The organism is Variovorax sp. KBS0712 (assembly GCF_006323185.2).
GTDB lineage: Bacteria > Pseudomonadota > Gammaproteobacteria > Burkholderiales > Burkholderiaceae_C > Variovorax > Variovorax boronicumulans.
Genome location: NZ_VCCD02000002.1, coordinates 512,882 through 529,632 on the forward strand (window position 1 = coordinate 512,882; position 16,751 = coordinate 529,632).

At 59.1% G+C, this 16,751-nt stretch carries 16 protein-coding genes; 10 read left to right on the plus strand and 6 right to left on the minus strand.

Features of this window, described 5'->3' with window-relative positions; genetic code table 11:
* Positions 1-14 precede the first annotated feature (14 nt).
* Positions 15-1,142, minus strand: a complete 1,128-nt coding sequence (locus FFI97_RS19275) for an efflux RND transporter periplasmic adaptor subunit (RefSeq protein ID WP_260685054.1) — start codon at positions 1,140-1,142, stop codon at positions 15-17.
* Between the two features lie 423 nt (positions 1,143-1,565).
* On the opposite strand from FFI97_RS19275, the gene FFI97_RS19280 reads away from it, so the two are divergent.
* The 10 genes from FFI97_RS19280 (at position 1,566) to FFI97_RS19325 (ending at position 11,877) form a co-directional block, all read left to right on the plus strand.
* Positions 1,566-2,273: a DUF4145 domain-containing protein gene (locus FFI97_RS19280; RefSeq protein WP_139702654.1), complete on the plus strand. Its 708-nt coding sequence runs from the start codon at positions 1,566-1,568 to the stop codon at positions 2,271-2,273.
* A gap of 270 nt (positions 2,274-2,543) precedes the next feature.
* Positions 2,544-3,398, plus strand: a complete 855-nt coding sequence (locus FFI97_RS19285) for a putative phage abortive infection protein (RefSeq protein ID WP_185993662.1) — start codon at positions 2,544-2,546, stop codon at positions 3,396-3,398.
* 256 nt (positions 3,399-3,654) lie between these two features.
* Positions 3,655-5,058 (plus strand): integrase, encoded by a 1,404-nt coding sequence (locus tag FFI97_RS19290; protein WP_260685055.1) that lies wholly within the window; start codon positions 3,655-3,657, stop codon positions 5,056-5,058.
* Entirely contained in the window at positions 5,055-5,849 is a 795-nt protein-coding gene (locus tag FFI97_RS19295) for a hypothetical protein (protein WP_139702652.1), read from the plus strand. Before FFI97_RS19290 ends, FFI97_RS19295 begins: the two co-directional genes overlap by 4 nt.
* A 124-nt stretch (positions 5,850-5,973) precedes the next feature.
* The gene (locus tag FFI97_RS33630; protein ID WP_180838850.1) at positions 5,974-6,183 is read left to right on the plus strand and encodes an AlpA family transcriptional regulator; all 210 of its coding nucleotides are present in this window, start codon (positions 5,974-5,976) and stop codon (positions 6,181-6,183) included.
* Entirely contained in the window at positions 6,180-7,142 is a 963-nt protein-coding gene (locus FFI97_RS19305; protein WP_139702650.1) for a hypothetical protein, read from the plus strand. Before FFI97_RS33630 ends, FFI97_RS19305 begins: the two co-directional genes overlap by 4 nt.
* A gap of 178 nt (positions 7,143-7,320) precedes the next feature.
* Positions 7,321-8,259, plus strand: coding sequence for a hypothetical protein (locus FFI97_RS19310; protein ID WP_139702649.1), 939 nt, complete (start codon positions 7,321-7,323; stop codon positions 8,257-8,259).
* A 351-nt stretch (positions 8,260-8,610) separates the two neighbouring features.
* A complete protein-coding gene (locus tag FFI97_RS19315; protein WP_185993663.1) occupies positions 8,611-10,479 on the plus strand; it encodes a UvrD-helicase domain-containing protein in 1,869 nt (622 codons plus the stop codon).
* A 108-nt stretch (positions 10,480-10,587) separates the two neighbouring features.
* Positions 10,588-10,851, plus strand: a complete 264-nt coding sequence (locus FFI97_RS19320) for a hypothetical protein (RefSeq protein WP_139702647.1) — start codon at positions 10,588-10,590, stop codon at positions 10,849-10,851.
* Positions 10,852-10,929: 78 nt separating this feature from the next.
* Complete coding sequence (locus tag FFI97_RS19325; protein ID WP_139702646.1) at positions 10,930-11,877, plus strand: hypothetical protein; 948 nt, start codon at positions 10,930-10,932, stop codon at positions 11,875-11,877.
* Positions 11,878-11,993: 116 nt separating this feature from the next.
* On the opposite strand, the gene FFI97_RS19330 is transcribed toward FFI97_RS19325, so the two are convergent.
* The 5 genes from FFI97_RS19330 to FFI97_RS19350 form a co-directional block, all read right to left on the minus strand.
* Positions 11,994-12,572 (minus strand): HNH endonuclease, encoded by a 579-nt coding sequence (locus tag FFI97_RS19330; protein WP_139702645.1) that lies wholly within the window; start codon positions 12,570-12,572, stop codon positions 11,994-11,996.
* A gap of 379 nt (positions 12,573-12,951) precedes the next feature.
* Positions 12,952-13,350 carry a hypothetical protein gene (locus FFI97_RS19335; RefSeq protein WP_139702644.1) on the minus strand — a complete coding sequence of 133 codons (399 nt, stop codon included), beginning with the start codon at positions 13,348-13,350 and terminating at the stop codon, positions 12,952-12,954.
* 363 nt (positions 13,351-13,713) lie between these two features.
* Positions 13,714-14,721 carry a hypothetical protein gene (locus FFI97_RS19340; protein WP_139702643.1) on the minus strand — a complete coding sequence of 336 codons (1,008 nt, stop codon included), beginning with the start codon at positions 14,719-14,721 and terminating at the stop codon, positions 13,714-13,716.
* A gap of 3 nt (positions 14,722-14,724) precedes the next feature.
* A complete protein-coding gene (locus FFI97_RS19345; protein WP_185993664.1) occupies positions 14,725-15,441 on the minus strand; it encodes a GIY-YIG nuclease family protein in 717 nt (238 codons plus the stop codon).
* Positions 15,442-15,542: 101 nt separating this feature from the next.
* Positions 15,543-16,751 (minus strand): hypothetical protein, encoded by a 1,209-nt coding sequence (locus tag FFI97_RS19350; protein WP_139702641.1) that lies wholly within the window; start codon positions 16,749-16,751, stop codon positions 15,543-15,545.

Consider the following 16,751-nt stretch of genomic DNA (forward strand, 5'->3'; position numbering starts at 1 on the left):
GTTGCGGTTTCTCGTCAATCGGCCGGGGAAGGCGCGGCGGCGGACGATGCGCCCGCCGTGGACACCGGCACCGGCTTCACTTTTTCGCCGGGGCGCGCGCGCTGCAGGCCGTCGACCACCAGGCGGTCGCCCTCGCGCAGGCCCCGGGTCACGACCCAGTGCTCGCCCTCGGTGCTGCGCACTTGGAGCGCGCGCAGCTCGACCTTGTTGTCGGCCCCCACCACCAGCGCGGTCGGCTCGCCCTTCTCGTTGCGGGCCACGCCGCGCTGCGGCGCCAGGATGGCCTGGCGCTCCACGCCGGACTCGACCTGCGCGCGCACATACATGCCGGGCAGCAGCAGCCCTTGCGGGTTCGGAAACTCCGCGCGCAACGTGACCGAGCCGGTGGCCGCATCGACGCTCACTTCGGAGAACTTCAGCGTGCCGGCGTGCGGGTACGGCAAGCCGTCTTCCATGCGCAGGCTGACCTGGGTGCTGGCCGGCGCCATGTCGCCCGAGATGAAGCGGCGCTTGAGCTTCGTCAACGCCAGGCTCGACTGCACCACGTCGACATAGATCGGATCGAGCCGCTGGATCGTGGCCAAAGCCATCGCCTGGCCCGGCACCACGAGCGCGCCTTCGGTCACGGCGGAACGGCCGATGCGTCCCGCGATGGGTGCGGTGATGCGCGTGAAGTCGAGGTTGATGCGCGCCGCCTTCACGGCCGCCTGCGCGGCCTTCACGCCGGCTTGCGCCTGCACCAGCGCGGCCTGCGCCTCTTCGTGTTCCTGCCGGCTCACGGCATTGGCCTTGACCAGTTCACCGAAGCGATCGGCCTTGCCGCGCAGGCTGGCGATGGTGGCCTGCGACGTGGCCAGCGTGGCCTGCGCCTGCTCGTGCGCGGCCTCGAACGGGCCGGGCTCGATCTCGTACAGCACCTGGCCCGCGCGGACCATGCCGCCTTCTTCGAACAGCCGCTTGCGCACGATGCCGTTGACTTGAGGACGCACCTCGGAGACGCGGTAAGCGGCCGTGCGGCCCGCGAGCTCGGTGTGCACGGCCACGTCGCTGGCGTGCAGCGCCACCACGCCGACTTCGGGCGGAGCGTCGTCGGTGGTGGAAGCCTGCTTGGCGCCGCATGCAGCGAGCGCGAGCAGGGACATTGGAAGCAGGAGCTTGAAAAGCGGGGTCATGGCCATCGGGAATCGCAGTGCGGCGTGCGCAGGGATCACCCGGCTCGTTACATTTGCACTCAAATGGTGCATTCTGCCTTCGATGTTGCATTGCAACCTGAAGGAATCCTGTGTTTGCCGTAGGTGAAATCGGCGGCGGCCGTGGGCCTCGCTAGCGCCCTCGCAAGTGCAAAAGAAAAAGGGCCGCGCAGTGTGGCCTTCGTCGGAGTGTCTACAGAAGGGGGAAATGTGGTGGTAAGCCGTGATGGGAGTGAGCCATCGACCAACGGTGAAGTAGTCGATGCGGTCTCTTCTAAACATTCAAAGAAGCTCTAGAACCTAGAGCTGCATGCGGGTTCCGGAGCCTTTCCCCTGCTTTGGCTGTTCTCGGAAAGCTGACTTCTAGAATCTGGCATGGACACCAAACCCTTTCACTTCCTCGATGTCGGCGGCCAACGTGTGACGCGCTCCAAGGAGCCGAGCATCTGCCCACACTGCCGTCGCCTTGTACAAGCACAGGAGGTGACGTGGCAGCCGGTTTCCTCGGATTGGAAGGTAAGCGGCTTGGAAAGCATCTACGTCTGTCCGAACCCCGACTGCGGGCATTTCTTCCTGGCCACCTTCGACCTCAAAGAGAAGAGCGTCCAAGTGCTGGGCTCGCTGTCTGTTCGCAAAGACGACTTCGAGCTCAGGTCCACCACACCAGTGATGATCGAGCGCAAGGAGTTTCCGCCGTCGGTCGTGAAGCTATCACCTCTGTTCGCTGAGACCTATGCCCAAGCCGAGGCAGCAGAGGCCTACGGTCTCACCCAGATCTGCGGGCTTGGCTATCGCAAGGCGGTCGAGTACCTGATCAAAGACCACTGCATCGACCAGCATCCCGTCGATACCGACAAGATCAAGGCCATGCCGCTGGGAGCATGCATCAAGGAGTTCGTGACCGACCCGAACGTCAAGATCAGTGCCCAGCGTGCCGTGTGGCTGGGCAACGATGAGGCGCACTACCTGCGCAAGTGGGCGGACAAGGACATCGGCGACTTAAAGATCCTGATCATGCTGACCTCAAACTGGATCGACAGCCTGTTCCTCACCACGCAATATCAAGACTCGATGAAGCCGTGAAGTGCCCCAGTGGGCCTGTTGCGTGAAGCCTTGCATTCCGCATCGACAGGAATGCTACATGGTGGCAGAAGATCACGAGGCTCGGCGCTCTGCCGTTCGCAACCGAAAGAAGTGTTCGTCAGCGTCGGCTTGATCGTCGTACTCGGCAATCGGACGGCACCACCTGCCCATCGACGTCCGATTCCTGCACAGTGTGCAACATGGGCACGAAGGGCGCGAGTGAGCATGACTTGGCATGATTGAGGCCATCAACAAATGATGGAGGAGACCATGGCAAGCGGACGTAGAGGAAATTCAACACCGCAATGGTGGTACGCGATGCCGTTCGTCGCGGTATTAGTGGCCTGGTGCTTGTGCTGGTGGGCGCTCCGAGGTGACACGGACCGAGGCACCTTCGGCGACATGTTTGGTTCAGTCAATGCTCTGTTCAGTGGCTTCGCATTCGCAGGCTTGATCGTGGCGATTCGCCTTCAGAGTGAAGAGTTGGCGCTGCAGCGCCAGGAATTAGCCGATACCCGGACAGTGCTGGACGGACAAAAGACTCAGATGGAAGCCCAGGCGGACACACTCAAGCTACAACAGTTCGAGGCCACGTTCTTTCAGTTACTCAGAACGCATGGCGAAATCGTAAGCGCCATTGATCTTGCTGCGCCAGGCGGCCGCGTTACTCAAGGCAGAGACTGCTTCAAGGTTTTTTACTCGCGTTTCCGAACCAAGGCCGCGTCAGTGCCGAGCAACACTCCGGATATGGAGAGGTTTTCCAAGAGCTATGACGAGTTTTACAAGGAACATGAGCACGAGATTGGTCACTACTTCCGCCACCTGTACCACATCATCAAGTTTGTCGACTCGAGTAATGTGGCCGCCCCCCGTCGATACACATCTTTTGTTCGCGCGCAAATCTCAACCTTTGAGAGCCTATTGCTGTTTTACAACTGCCTCAGCTCCCACGGCGTACTTAATTTCAAACCCCTCGTGGAGAAGTACGGGCTGCTCAAACATCTGCCAAGAGACGATCTGTCGCGAGACCTCATCAAGTCCTTCAAGCCATCCGCATACCTACCGCAGGCCCCCAACGTAGTTGACCTAGTGGCAATCGGGGCCAGGAACCTCAATGAATACTGAGTCGAATAGGCCCTCACAGCACTGACACGATTACACGGGAAATACACCCCCCTTTTCAATGCAAAGGGCCTGCTACATATTTTGTAGCAGGCCCTTCTTTATTGGCGCAGTAACTGTGAGTGGTAGGCCGTGATGGGCTTGAACCATCGACCAACGGATTATGAGTCCGAAATCAAGGCACTCAGCCGCATGTCATCGCACGATAGAATCAATGTAAGTCATTGATTTATATGAATTCTTCGTGCGAGACAGTGCAATGCCATCCACCACCATAGATCGAAATTCTGGCAATATTCTGGCAACGGGAAATGACCCCTTGGTCGCGGCGTCTGCGCCCGTCGCCAGCGTGGGCCGCCTTCTCAATGCTCTGGCTCCCGGAACCTTCAAGACGCTCCAGAAAGTGCAGCCGATCGGCGCACTCCAGGCGCGCAAGAACAGCAGTAGTGCCATTTCATTCTTCTGGCGTTACAGCATCGGAACCAAGAGCGAGCGCGTACCAATCGGGCTTTACGATCCTTCGGCACCGCCGAAGAGCCTGACGGCGACCGCCAAGGGGTTCTCCGTGGCCGCGGCGATCCGCGCCGCCGAAGTGCTGGCACTCGAACACAACGACCACAGACTGGATGGTGGCCGCCCTGCCCTGCTCGAAGCTAGGCGCAAAGCCGACGAGGCGGCAGCCAGGCGCGCCGCTAAGGTCGGCAAACACACGCTGGAAAACCTGCTTGATCACTACGCCGACCACCTAGAACGGCTGGGGCGGCGCTCGCACAGCGACGTGCGTTCGATCTTCCAACTCCACGTCAAAGGTCCATGGCCCGATGTGGCAAGGCTACCGGCCAAGGAAGTCACCGGCGAGCAGATCGGGGACATGATGCGGCGCGTGGCAGACGCCGGCAAGGGCCGCACGGCCAACAAGCTGCGCAGCTACGTTCGTGCGGCGTATCAGACCGCGCGGGCCTCACGGTCAAAAGCGTCGGTCCCTGTCCACTTCAAGGACTACGAGATCACGCACAACCCTGCAATGGACACGGAGCCAGACGAAAGCCAAAACCGCGCCAAGAAACAGCCGCTGCTCGAAGACGACATGCGACGGTACTGGCGGCAGATCGACTCCATGCAGGATTTCAAGGGGGGTGTGCTCAGGCTGCACGTATTAACCGGTGGACAACGCATTGAGCAGTTGGTGAAATTGCATACGGAGCATGCGGCGACAGACGAGATTCTGCTATTCGACGGCAAGGGCCGCCCTGGCAAGGGTGTACGCGACAACCCAGTCCCACTCATACCTGCCGCCGCCAAAGCGCTCGCAGCATGTAAGCCAAGCGGTGTCTATGCCATCTCGACAGACGGCGGAGAAACACATCTGGCAGCCACCACTCTCAGCCTGTGGGCGAAAGATGCAGCGGCAGCCGCTGGCATCAGAGACTTTCAAGCCAAACGCATCCGCTCAGGTGTCGAGACGCTATTGGCCAAGGCTGGCGTGAGCACGGAAATTCGTGGCCGGCTGCAGTCACATGGCATCTCCGGTGTCCAAGCGCGGCATTACGATGGTCACGACTACATGGAGGAGCAGCGCTCGGCGCTCGCGACATTGCATGTGATATTGACGCGAAACAGCGTCGAGGGAACGAAGTCAAAAAATCTATCCACCAAAAAATGAACCCGCAATCAAGAAGTAAAAGCCAAGGCCTGTCGCCCGGCGAGAAAAAATGGGGGCCGCCGGAACCGCTTTGGGAGCGAGAACTGAAGAGGAAGGAGGGTCGCCTTGTTCAGATAGTTGCCTTGGCTGGCAACGTGAGACCCGCCGGACGATACGTAGAGCGAGTCAAGAAGCAAAACCCAGCATGGGCGAAGGCGTTCGATCGAGTTATCAGGGCGCTGGTTCCGACCTTGTATCCGGAGCGCTCGGAAGGAAAAATCTACTTCGACCCCAAAAATCCTGGCAACAAAGCTGCCGAAAGCAACGCCGATCAGCATTCACTCATGTTTGTTGATCTTGGTGATGCGGTGATACTGATTGGCGAGAAGTATGGAACGGAAGGCATGCCAGCAGGCTTTCGGCGCCTATACGACCATCATGTGGCACAAAGAATTTCAGCCTCCCCAATCGAAGTAGCGGGCCCAGCGGCCCCCCTCCTTCCGCCACCTCCTGCATCCGTCGATGCAAGACCAAAAAAGTCTCAGGCCAGAGCAATCGAGACGAAGTCAGAGGAGCGGTTGCTCGCGCTGTTCTATGCAGTGGTGCAAGGCGAATGGGGATGGGGCAGCGAAGGGCCGGTAGGCAGAAGAGTAGCTCTTGAGAAGATCGAAAAGTACATTGAGAAACTGAGTATCTCCAGGTATGGAATGAATCAAGACAAGATTGAAAACTTGCTAGATCAAGCCGCCCTGAAGTTCCCGCTTCGGCCAGAGCGTGATTCGCCTGAACCGAGTCCTCAAGAAAGTTCATGAAGAGTTCATCGGGAATTCATCTGATGTAGCATTTTTTCGCCCCGAGACTTGGCCCATCGCGATGCTGATGGGTTCGACGGGACTCATCGAAAGGTTCAGCAACTACTTTCATGAGGAGCCCACGGTGGCACAAGAACTCCAAGCCCTTCTTCGCAAGAAGAGGGTTCTCGAACTCACAGGTCTGTCCAACAGCACCTTCTATGCACTGATCCGAAACGGTTTGATCAAGCCGGGCGTTCCAGTGGGGTCACGCATTAAGGCTTGGCCGGAAAGCGAAGTTCAAGCATTCATCGACAGCTGCATCACTGCTCGCGATACGGGAGGTGCACGATGAGCACAACCCCTATCAACCCAATGGCGCACCTGGCCTGCCTTCCTGAAGGTGTGACTGTGCTGTTCATTCCCACCGATCTCAGGATCGAAGTGGTGACCGCGGTGGTCAAAGAGGCGGCAACGGCTGGCCAGAATTTTGGCTTGAAATTCCCGCTTTCCCCAATCGTCAACGTGCTGGTGTCCGGCACCGAACGCGAGGTTCAGCAGGCGCGAGCTTTGCATGCCGGCAACGCGCTCGACGAAGATGCGGCCGAGGTCCGGTTCGTGCCGGTGGGCCTGCGCAAGGACGTCGATTACTTCTCGCAAGAGGGGCTGTTTTTCCTGCAAGCCAAACTCCGCAAGGAGCGCGCCGCACCCGAGACATGGGTGTTCGAGCAAACATTGGACGGCGAAGTTGACTTTCTGGTTGCCGATGCGCTGTGTCGGCTGCGCGTGATGGCCAAGGCAACGCACTCATGCGTGGTCGCGATCATCGCGTGTGACCGACTGCGCGAAGAAACCCGCATCGCCGATCTGGTCGATGAGTTCATCAAAGTCGAAGCGTGTGAACCCGATGTGGATGGCGGCGTCGCGTTCTCGTTCGATTGCACCGCTCTTCAGGGGCTGCAGCATTTTGGCCTTGGCAAGGTCATGTGCACGCTCAAGTTCGGTGAGGATTTCCGCTACGAGAGAACCTTCGCGCCGTTCGTCGCAAAAAGCCTGTTGGATCGCGCCATTCGCACGCTGCACGTCAACGACTACAAGATGGCCGCGATCAGTGAAATTGTTGTTTTGAACAAGTCCAATGTGTCGCGCCGTCTCGATGGATGGCAACCGCGCCGCATTGTGATGGCCGAAGGCTGGCCGGACCAGCTCAAGGAATACTTCGCGATGGGCGGCGGCAAACGCCGCGCTCCGATCGAGAACAGCGACGACAGCGAATCCGATGACGACGACGGCGACATCGAGGAAGAAGGCTGACCGACTGCCTATCGACGTGTGCTGCACGGCACCACGAGCAGGCGTTGCGCTGTTTTGCGAAGCGTGCGCAACCAGCGCAACGCACGCAACGCAAGTCGATCAGCTCGTCAGCTGTAACCGCTGACTATTTTTAATTCGAAGCTCGTCGATGGTCGGCGAGCCTTTCGAAGGATTCCCCATGCCTTTCATCATCATAGGCGCCCGTGCGTTCCGCGTCGTCTATGGCTTCGACCGGGTCACGCTCTGGTTTGATCGCGCCGAACTCCCCATCTCCGAAGCGGAGCTGGAGGCGCACTGTCGCGAACTCTCTTTCATCTGCGGCGACATGAAGTTCAATCCTCGTTGGAAGTCCTGCATCTCGGTTTACCAGCCAAGCCCGAAGTTCTTCCGCGTACTGCTCGCAGCGCTCGCTACCGAGATAGCCGTCTGCATCAACTACGTCGAGATCGCGCGCGATTTCGTGCCGGTACTGGCTCCGCGCAAGGGTGTAGTGCCCCCCGCCTCACACCACTCGGTCGCAGATGCGCAAGTGGCCATCTTGCACCTGCGCGACTGGTTCTTGCGCAGTGCCATTGTCGGGCGTCAACACCAAGTCGTGGTCTATAGCCATGGCGATCCCTTCTACTACGGCCGCCGCTACGAGAAAGACGGAATCACCAAGAGCGCAAACGTGTTCGTCGTCTACGGGGACAAGCCGTCCAAGCAGTCCGGTGTCCGTTTGAGCAAGAGTTCTCGCGACGAAGTACCGTGCTTGCACATCGAATGGCGTGCGAACGGCGCGCCGGTGCTGGCTGACCTCGGCATCTCATGTATCCAGGATCTGCTCTCATTCGACTTCCCTGCATTCTGGTCGCGTGAAGTGAAGCTGCTGCGCGTACCCAAGCAGAACACCGCTCTCGGCCTACTACTGCCGGGCCGGCGAAACAGCAGCAGTCGAGCCTATCGAAAGCGCACGGCGGCCCTGGCGCCCGAGGGCTGCAATGTCATCGTGCTTCAGAACGCGCGGATCGCGAATCAGATATCTGCGTCGGCATTTCTCAAGAAGCTACGTCGGCTATCCCTGCAAGAGTGGTGCGCCGAAGTCCCGGCAATGCCGGCCAAGCGCCATCGGCCATAGCTACTACGCAGGGCTCAACTGCTATAGATACCGAAAGTAGATCGGAAAGACCGTCAAACAGATTGGATATCTCAGTCTGTTCCGTCTCTTCATCTGCTTCCGGAACCATGAAAACACAGTGCTTTTTCAAGAATTGGCACATTTCCTCGTTCTCTCACCATGTCCCGAATCTCTCCGAAAAAGCGGAACCTCACCCGAACTCCAAGCTCTTTCACCGCTCTCCGAAGACCAGTTGGTTCGAGTGTTCCGCCAGCGTCCCCCATTCCGTCTGGCCCCGCCAATTCTGCTGCGTCTCTCGTTCCCACGTCGTCTTCCCTCTCCACGCAGGCGCCTCGCCGCACCAGCCAGTCGTTGGAGCTGAACCCTCAAGCAAAAGCCATCGTCCAAGCCGATGCTCGGTATGTCGAGGTCATGGCTTGTGCCGGCAGCGGCAAGACGACGGTCTTGGTGCATCGTCTGGCGCATCTGATGGTCACGCGCCAAGTACCAGCATCCGCGATCCTGGTGCTGAGCTTCTCCAATGCAACGGTTTCCGAAGTTCGTCTGCGGCTTGCCCGCTTTGAGAGCGAGGAAGCTCACGCGAATGCTCCCGCCGTTAACGGCATTGACTCCGTCCATCTGCAGAGCGTGACCGTCAAAACCGCCCATGCGTTTGCGCGTCAGGTCACCCGGTCGATCTCTGGCAGCCGCAATCTGCCGAGCCTCATGAAACCTGCTGAGATCATAGAGTTCATGGCGCGCGCGGCCACCACCGCTCGAAAATCTCTAGGCAAAGATCGGACCATCGCAGCGGAGCGCCGTCTCCAGCTCCAGGCGTGGCTCAAGGCACTCTCGGCCTCTGATCTCAAGGCGGCTCACGCGCTCATCGACTTCGGCACCGCCACAGACCAGTCGATCAAGCAGTTGGTGAAGCTCGAGCGATTTGCCGCCCAGTTCGGCCCCTACCGGTTGGCGCTTCAGCTGCTGCGGCTAGCCTATCAGGCGATCAAGTTGGAACATCGAAAGATCGACTACACGGACATGTTGATCGATGCTCGCACGGCGCTTGGAGCCCGCGCCGGTACGACCGCACTCCACAACATCAAGTACATCGTGGTCGATGAGTACCAGGACAGCAGTCTGGCTCAGCTGCAGTTCATTGCCGAGTTGGCTCGGCGGCCCGGTGTTGAGCTGACGGTGTTGGGCGACCAGCAGCAATCGATCTTCCGGTATGCCGGTGCAGCGGCAGCGGGCCACGCGCTTTCCGAACTGCTGCCGGGCGTCGTGAGCATGCCACTCTCGCATTCATATCGCGTGCCGCAGACGGTGGCAGCAGCGACTACCGCGATGCTGCGTCATGGTGATCTGATAGACGTCCCGACCATGACCGGTCGACCCGGTGGCAGCAAGCCGGTGCTGGTCCATTCTGCTGATCTGGCTCGCCAGCTTGCGGCGGTCACCAACGATGTTCAAGCTCGGCTGACCGAGGGTGTAGCAGCCAGCGACATAGTGATTCTGGCTCGCGTCAAATCGACGCTGCGCGAAGTCGGCGCCGCGCTGTTGGCCCGAGGCATCGATACGGATATGCGCGGTACCGTCCAGAGCACCGAGCACGCGCTGCAGGTGCTCCGGCTTGTTCATTTGGTCGAGCTACACCAGGCTGGTCAGTCGCTGACGCTCCGAGCATTGCGCCAGCGACTCAGCCGTGGTCTTTCCGTGAAGGCGTCGGGCCAGCAGTGGACCGAAGCACTCCAGCACTTGCATAGAGCTGGCCGAGGGGCGCCGCTTGAAGGCCGGTACATCAGGTGCGCCGCCATCTATCTCCGGCTCATGGGTGGTGTGCGTGCTGATGCGGACCGCCGCGCCGACGTGAACCGGTGGGCTCCGCTGTGTCGCGACCATCAGACCGCTGATGAGATGCGCCAGGCTCTAGCGAAGCTTGCGAGTTCACCGCGGATCACGCTGTCGAGCATCCACAAGGCCAAGGGTGGCGAATGGAAGCACGTGTTCATCGTGGGCGTGGCCGATGGCCAAATGCCGAACTACTTGTCTCGGGGCAAAGATGCGTTGATCGAAGAGCGAAGCCTACTGCATGTGGCAATGACCCGCGCCTCCGAGACAGTGCGCTTGTACTGTGCACCGGTCCAGCATGCACGCAGCCGCCAGAAGTTCGACCGGCTGAGCCATTTTCTCGATCACCCTGGGGTACTACGGTATTTCGAAGTTGAGGACCGCCGTTGACACTGAGGAAGAGGTTGCGGCACCGCGATGCCGCGACCTCGACAACGGCGGCATGGCCGGCTGTGCTGGCTAATTTGAGAGAGTTACCAGTACTCTCAAATTCAGACCATGCCCCAACTCCCAACCTCGTCGAAGAAGCTCACCGTCTCCGCCACCAAGCCTCGAAGCCCATACAACCGTAGCCCTTACCGCGAAAGGACTGTGGCCGTGCGGGTGCCCGAATCGATGCTTCCTCAAGTTCGCAAGATGCTGAGCCGGCGCCGAGACCAGACGGCGCGCCACGTCAACGTTGAAGTCAAGGCCAAGCCGAAGCTGAGTCCGAAGCGCAAGCTCATGGGTAACGTCACGGCTCAGCGCAAGGATCGGCGGTGACTGCGGTGCGCGCGCGCCTCCCAGCTCTCCACCGTGCTCGAAATGTCCGGTCACCATCCGCAAGTGGAGGGCCTAGTCATGGACAGCGCACGTGACCGCTGGACCAGCCACATCATCGATGCGGAGCAACTGTGGGACATGGAGGTCATCGAGAGAGGTGGCTTCGTGTGCCCTGGCTGTGCGGTCGATGTGTTCCCGGCGTCGTACCGCAAGGACATCAACAAGCGGCGGCCGTATTTCAAGATAGGCAAGGGCGGTGCTCATGCGGATGGCTGCGGTATCGCAGGCTTCTTGAGCGCAAAAACATCGACCGCTCGTAAGCGCGGCATGACGCGTGCTTCCGGCGGGCTGCCGATTCCCTTCCCCTCGCGATTGGTCATGGACTCTGTAGTCGAGACTGTTCTTGCGACCGCGCCGCACCGTGCCATGCAGTCGATGGCTGCAAAGCTCAGACGTTCGCCGCCGGCCCTTCCGCACGGAGCCCCCATCTATCACGGCCACACTGTCACGACGCTGCGACCGATCTGCCGAATCTTCATGGAGTTCCCAAATGACCGAAAGCAATTGGCGATCCGAATCCCCGGAGTGGCAGGTCGTACGTATGGCACGGCATTCAGACAACTTGGCTTCGCTGGTGTTCGTGCTCAACCTGTGCCAACTGGCTTGTTCTATGCTCCTTTGAGCTGGGACTTCGCGACCAAGGGCGCTGGCTATGAGGAGTGGACACTCAACGCCGGTGCGTGGCCGAAAGGAGCCAAGCGGCCGACCGCGCACTACCGCGTGCGCATCAACTGGTCGGGCTGGACCGGCTTGCAGCGCGCGACGCTGCGACACGAGCTTCAGCGTGCGCGAAAGGAGGTCGTTGGAAAGAAAGGTCTCCGCGAGAAGGCGTGGCTGTTCTTCGTCGGCAGCCAAGACGCTCATGATCCTGGTCTCTTCGTTGTCGACCGATATCCGCTGATCAGTTGCCGCGTCGGAGAGATGCGGTGGCCAAAGCGGAACGCAGCGGCTGGCAGGAGCCTTTGATGCTTGGTTGGAAAAGCGCCGCCAACAGCCGTTCCATGGTTACTGCACGCGGGGCGCCTCCCCGCTGTCCTCTGATGCGCGACGCCCCATCTTTGACTTTGGGATGACTGCCGTTGCTATCGGCGTTTGAACGCCAGAATCTTTGCGCCTGTTGGCCGCTTGTCAGTCTTGTGCTCAAGGGTCAGCCTCAGAGTCTCGATGGCCTGCTGAATATCGCCCAAGTCTTCCTGGGTGGGCCAAAAAATGTCCCGGCAATACTCTCCACGGGACTTCCGCCACTCGATATACGCCCTTGCGTCTAGGCTTCCTTTTGCTCTGTTGCAAGGCAAGCAAGCCAGCGTGAGGTTGCGGAATTCATTGGTACCACCTTCCGCAAGAGAGGTCATGTGATCGACCTCGCCGCCGCCGAACAGGCTTACTCCACAGTAGAAGCATCGATCCCGAAGTCTTCCGCGAATGACCGCCACATCGTCCTCTGACCAAGGCTGCCCGGCCGCCTTCCGTCTGGCGTTCTGGCGCTGCCACTTTTCCTTGATTTGGTCTGGGTTGTTCTCGGCATATCGTGTCTTTGCATCCCTGTCACAAACCCGGCATCTACCGCGGAAACTGCCGGTTGAGGCCCGCTGACCGTAGAACTCCCGTGTTAGCGGGAAAACTCTGCCGCAGATGCTGCACTTCTTGGTGTCGTCCGACATATGCCCTCCGGTTTCTAGAGGCCCATACCCTTTCTATCAAGCGCGTTGAATACTTGCAAGTGAAACGGACAGTTGGTCGCGCGGATGCTCATCCAATCGAAATGTCCATTGCCCCATCAACGAGGTAGCAAGTTCATCCAAAGGTCGAGCCGTGACGAGCGCTCGCCAATGCGTTTGGCCGGCTTCGCCCTGAACGCACCAGGCATCTAGATTCACTTCTGACAGGGTACCCACGGTAGCCTAGCCGCGGGAGGATCGTTTTTGGCCGACGGTAGCCTGTCGCGCCCCGCTCGCCTAGGTCGTGTACTCGTTTGCCCTCCGGTGCTGGCCTAATATCGAGGGGGTTGGGGTGGCAGTTGATCGCCGAACCCCAAAGGGGTCACGCCCGACGGAAGCGGATGACATAGTCATCCCCATCTAGCTCCGCCACTTCTCCGATCAACTCAGGGCGAACGTCAAATTCCTTCTTCAACTTGCTCGCATCCTCGCCAGCCTCAACTCGCGCGACCTCCTTTGTGCTCACGATCACAAGGCGGACCCGACTTCCTTGCGCCTTCGCTCTTTCGAGATTGGCTTTGAATTCGTTCTTCCCAGGCCCCTCCCAACGCGTGGTGCGGCCCCAATACTCGGCCGAATTCTCCGGCCCCTTCCGGTAGTGGTGCGCCCATTGGCTCACCACTAGCTCTCCCTGCATCGTCCAGGCAGAGACCGACCACATCGGATTCTTGAGAGTGGCTCCGTATCGGGCGAATGCTTCTGTGAGGCTGAGATGTGCCATATCGTGAGCTCTATCCAATTTGAACCGCAGGACTCGCAAACGCGATGTCTGGAGCATCCCATCGTCGTCAGTCGCGAGCAATGGGCATTTGTGCCTAACTTCTTTGGCAGAAACGTCTCGACGTCCGGGGGAAAGCAGAGGGCGGAACGAACGTCCACTTCTCTGATCCGGCCTTCCCCTCTTATACCGGCTATGGAGTACCGCCAAACCGAAGGCTGTCCAAGTTGTCTGCAGCTTCGAACGGCCGCCTACGCGCGGGGCGGGGCGGGGCGGATTCAACGTAAGCCATCAATTAACCACGCCCTTGTTCGGTGGGCGCGAGTCTGGCCTCCGAGAAGTACCAAGAACTCGTCTAAAGCAAGCTCACTGAGCGTCGAACCTGCGGCTGACTCGATTGGCTTCGGCCACAAGTGCTTCTTGCTTGACGAGCTCGCTCTTATAGATATCGCGAATCTTGAAGAACTCGGCACGGGATTGCTCCCCGGCCTTCGCAACGGATTCACTCGCCCGTGGCACCCACTCACACAGGCTGATGAATGACGAAGTGTTGAGGCCAAGAGGTGGATTCTCAGCACACGCCTTCGCAGCGGCGCTCAGCTTACCCTCGGAGTCTTTCCAGTCCTTCATGGATTTTTCATACGCGTGCCGCACATCAATGTGGGGGTGTTCTGTGCCGTCGATTTTCTCGTGGAGCATTGACGAGCTCAACTGTGTTCTACGACCACTGGCCTCACCATTACTGCCAGGTGTCGCCTTCAGTTTTTCCAGCGTGCCTTCGAGCTTGGCGGTTGTAGCTTCATACCTCTGTGGATATGCGGCGTAGTTGCGATATGTGAGACTCCCCTTCTCGACATAGGCCGCGGCGCCAGCCAAGATACCTTGGAGGGCCTCAACTCGTTTCTTCAGCTTGGCTTCCTGCTGCTCTCGCGTCTTCTGAAGCTCAACGGCCGTAATGTTTTGCTCAACACCCTGGCGAAGCACGCCAACGGCTCTGGCTTCGTCTTCCTCAGTGCCGGCGCGTAGGCTCGCCCTCAAGCCATTGGCACCAGAGATCTGCATACCACCTGGCACACGCTTGCCAGACACCACAATGTTCCCGCCATTGGCCCGACCAGTCTCAATCTTGCCCACGAACTGATCGCCACTCGCAGCGCCGTTCAACGGTGCGTCTATGGTGTTCAGCTTGTTGTCTTTGTCGACCGATACTTGCTTGAAGCGACCAACGATGGCGCCGCCCTGGAACTCCACGAGTTGGAGATAGAAGCTGACGCGAGGACCACCACCAACATACGTCCCTGACCAAGTGGCCGACCAAGCAGGCGCAATCAGCACAATGAGCGCCATACCGGCAATGAATCGTGAGCTCACCATGGGTCAGTTTCCGTTGTGGCCGTGAAGGCGAGTGAGCAGCACTTCTTTCCAATGCCCTTCGCGCAGAAGAACATCAGCACCGCTCGTATGTGTGTCAGCAATCTCCAGCACAGAGAAATGGAAGTTCTCAGCACGAGCAGCGCCACCTTCTTTTATGAGCTTGCGAAGGCGCACGTTTTCACCGTGGCCGTTGAGGTATTCGCACCACCGAGCCCATATGCCACCCGCCCCTGTGGCACTGCCCACATAGAGCTTGCCGTCCAATTGGTCCGAGATAAGGTACACCCCCGCAACATTCTCGAGTGCAGCCCTCCAGGAGGGGATGGCCTGGCGAACAATGCGAGCGAGCTCACCAAACGAGACGTTCACCTTCTTGAAGCCAGGGAACTCGGACAGGTGAAGCTTTTCGGCGTTGAGCTGATAGACCTCGCAGGTTGGCGCCACTGATTCACCAAATGGATATGCCTGCCGGCCTTTGCGTTCATACGAGCAAGTCAGCCGTCCAGCGAAATCCAAAGATGCCGGCAATAGGGTCAAGTCATAGACAACCCCCTTGATGGAGTGCGGCTTGCTTCCACTTTGGGCGTAGGCTCCCACATAGAGCCACCGGTTCACTTCCTTTGGCGTCTTAATGAACGACACAACATACTGCCGGTCGAAGTTCTTCTTTTCTTGCCAAGCCTGCCAGGAATCGAAGCGACCTTCGAGATACTCGGTCAAGGGGTCCTCTGAGCCATTGTGGGTTGCCAGGTGTACCTTGCATTTTTTTGGCTCAAGGCAGGGCTCGACAGCGCGGAGCAAATCAAAGAACAGCATAGTCGTCAGGCGCTTCGAAGAACACTGACCACCGCTGCTATCGCCATGAGGCTGAAGAAGCAGAACGTCACAACGAAGCCGCTACGCTTCTTCAAGCGTTGCCAAGGGGAGCTGTAGTAGTTTTCAGAGCGGGACTGAAAGAACCTTGGATAAAGGTTCCAGCCTAGCGCCACAAGGACCAGCAACATCGCTATGACTGCCGAGGTCAACAACACGTCAGACGTGCCACCTGGGGATTTCTGCGGCGTGGCCGTGCCGGACGTGCTTACCGGTTTTGCTGGTGGCTCATTGACTCGGCTCTGCGCAACCTGACTCGGTTGCGGCGGTGGTGGTATCACTTCTACCTTGGCTTCGCTTTCCACTGGTGCTGCGACGGGCAACATGGCAGGTGCCGCAGCTACTACAGGGCTCGGCGTGCTCACCACTTCTACTTCAGCCCTTGGCGTAGGCAATGGGGCAGCGACCGCAGGCTCTGCCACGGCCCTTGTTGGTGTAGCCAGCTCTTTTTCTTTTGCGCGTAGAGCAAGCTCCCTTTCGCGTAGTGCCGCCTCCCTCTCTCTTCTCGCCAGGTCGATTTCTTTTTGCTTCAGCGCAGCTTCACGCTGACTGATTTCCTTCGTGGCCGACTCAACCTGCGGGGCCACGGGTGCGGCCTGTCCAGAGACCTTTGCGGGAGGCTGAATTGCTGTTGCCGGCGTCGCTTCTGTTGCTACCTGCGGAGGCGCAACCTTGGTTGGAGCTGGAGCGATCGATGTCTCAGCCGTAGCCCCACCAGGCACTACAGCGGCAAACCTGCAGGCTCGTTGAAGCGTGCTCCCGTCCTTCGAATAAATTTGCGCCTCACCGCTGACACCTTTCTCAGAGGTCGTGAGCTGCGCCTTCAACCGCCAATCCCAGAAGGCTTGCTTCGTGTTGGCCGATACCGAGCCGCCGTATCCCTCAAGAATGGTTTTACCCTCCACCAATGAACCTGAGACGACCTCTTTCATACTGGCCGTCTGCCGAGACCAGGTGAGCTTGTTGTCGGTGATAGTGATTCTTGTGGCTGCTGTGAACGCAGGGCCTATGTCCGTGGCTTGTCCAGCCCCGCAGCTCAACGTGCCTTCATACGAGCCGTCAGGAATGGTTGCGGCTGAGGCCAATGACGCAAGGCCAATCAATGCCGTTGCGAGAAGACCAGCGCGCGCACGAAGGAATGGTTGGTTTTTATTCAT

Coding starts and splice junctions, on each gene's coding strand:
- FFI97_RS19275 (WP_260685054.1), bottom strand. CDS start 1,142: ATGTCCCTGCTCGCGCTCGCTGCATGCGGCGCCAAGCAGGCTTCCACC.
- FFI97_RS19280 (WP_139702654.1), top strand. CDS start 1,566: ATGGACACCAAACCCTTTCACTTCCTCGATGTCGGCGGCCAACGTGTG.
- FFI97_RS19285 (WP_185993662.1), top strand. CDS start 2,544: ATGGCAAGCGGACGTAGAGGAAATTCAACACCGCAATGGTGGTACGCG.
- FFI97_RS19290 (WP_260685055.1), top strand. CDS start 3,655: ATGCCATCCACCACCATAGATCGAAATTCTGGCAATATTCTGGCAACG.
- FFI97_RS19295 (WP_139702652.1), top strand. CDS start 5,055: ATGAACCCGCAATCAAGAAGTAAAAGCCAAGGCCTGTCGCCCGGCGAG.
- FFI97_RS19305 (WP_139702650.1), top strand. CDS start 6,180: ATGAGCACAACCCCTATCAACCCAATGGCGCACCTGGCCTGCCTTCCT.
- FFI97_RS19310 (WP_139702649.1), top strand. CDS start 7,321: ATGCCTTTCATCATCATAGGCGCCCGTGCGTTCCGCGTCGTCTATGGC.
- FFI97_RS19320 (WP_139702647.1), top strand. CDS start 10,588: ATGCCCCAACTCCCAACCTCGTCGAAGAAGCTCACCGTCTCCGCCACC.
- FFI97_RS19325 (WP_139702646.1), top strand. CDS start 10,930: ATGGACAGCGCACGTGACCGCTGGACCAGCCACATCATCGATGCGGAG.
- FFI97_RS19330 (WP_139702645.1), bottom strand. CDS start 12,572: ATGTCGGACGACACCAAGAAGTGCAGCATCTGCGGCAGAGTTTTCCCG.
- FFI97_RS19335 (WP_139702644.1), bottom strand. CDS start 13,350: ATGGCACATCTCAGCCTCACAGAAGCATTCGCCCGATACGGAGCCACT.
- FFI97_RS19340 (WP_139702643.1), bottom strand. CDS start 14,721: ATGGTGAGCTCACGATTCATTGCCGGTATGGCGCTCATTGTGCTGATT.
- FFI97_RS19350 (WP_139702641.1), bottom strand. CDS start 16,751: ATGAATAAAAACCAACCATTCCTTCGTGCGCGCGCTGGTCTTCTCGCA.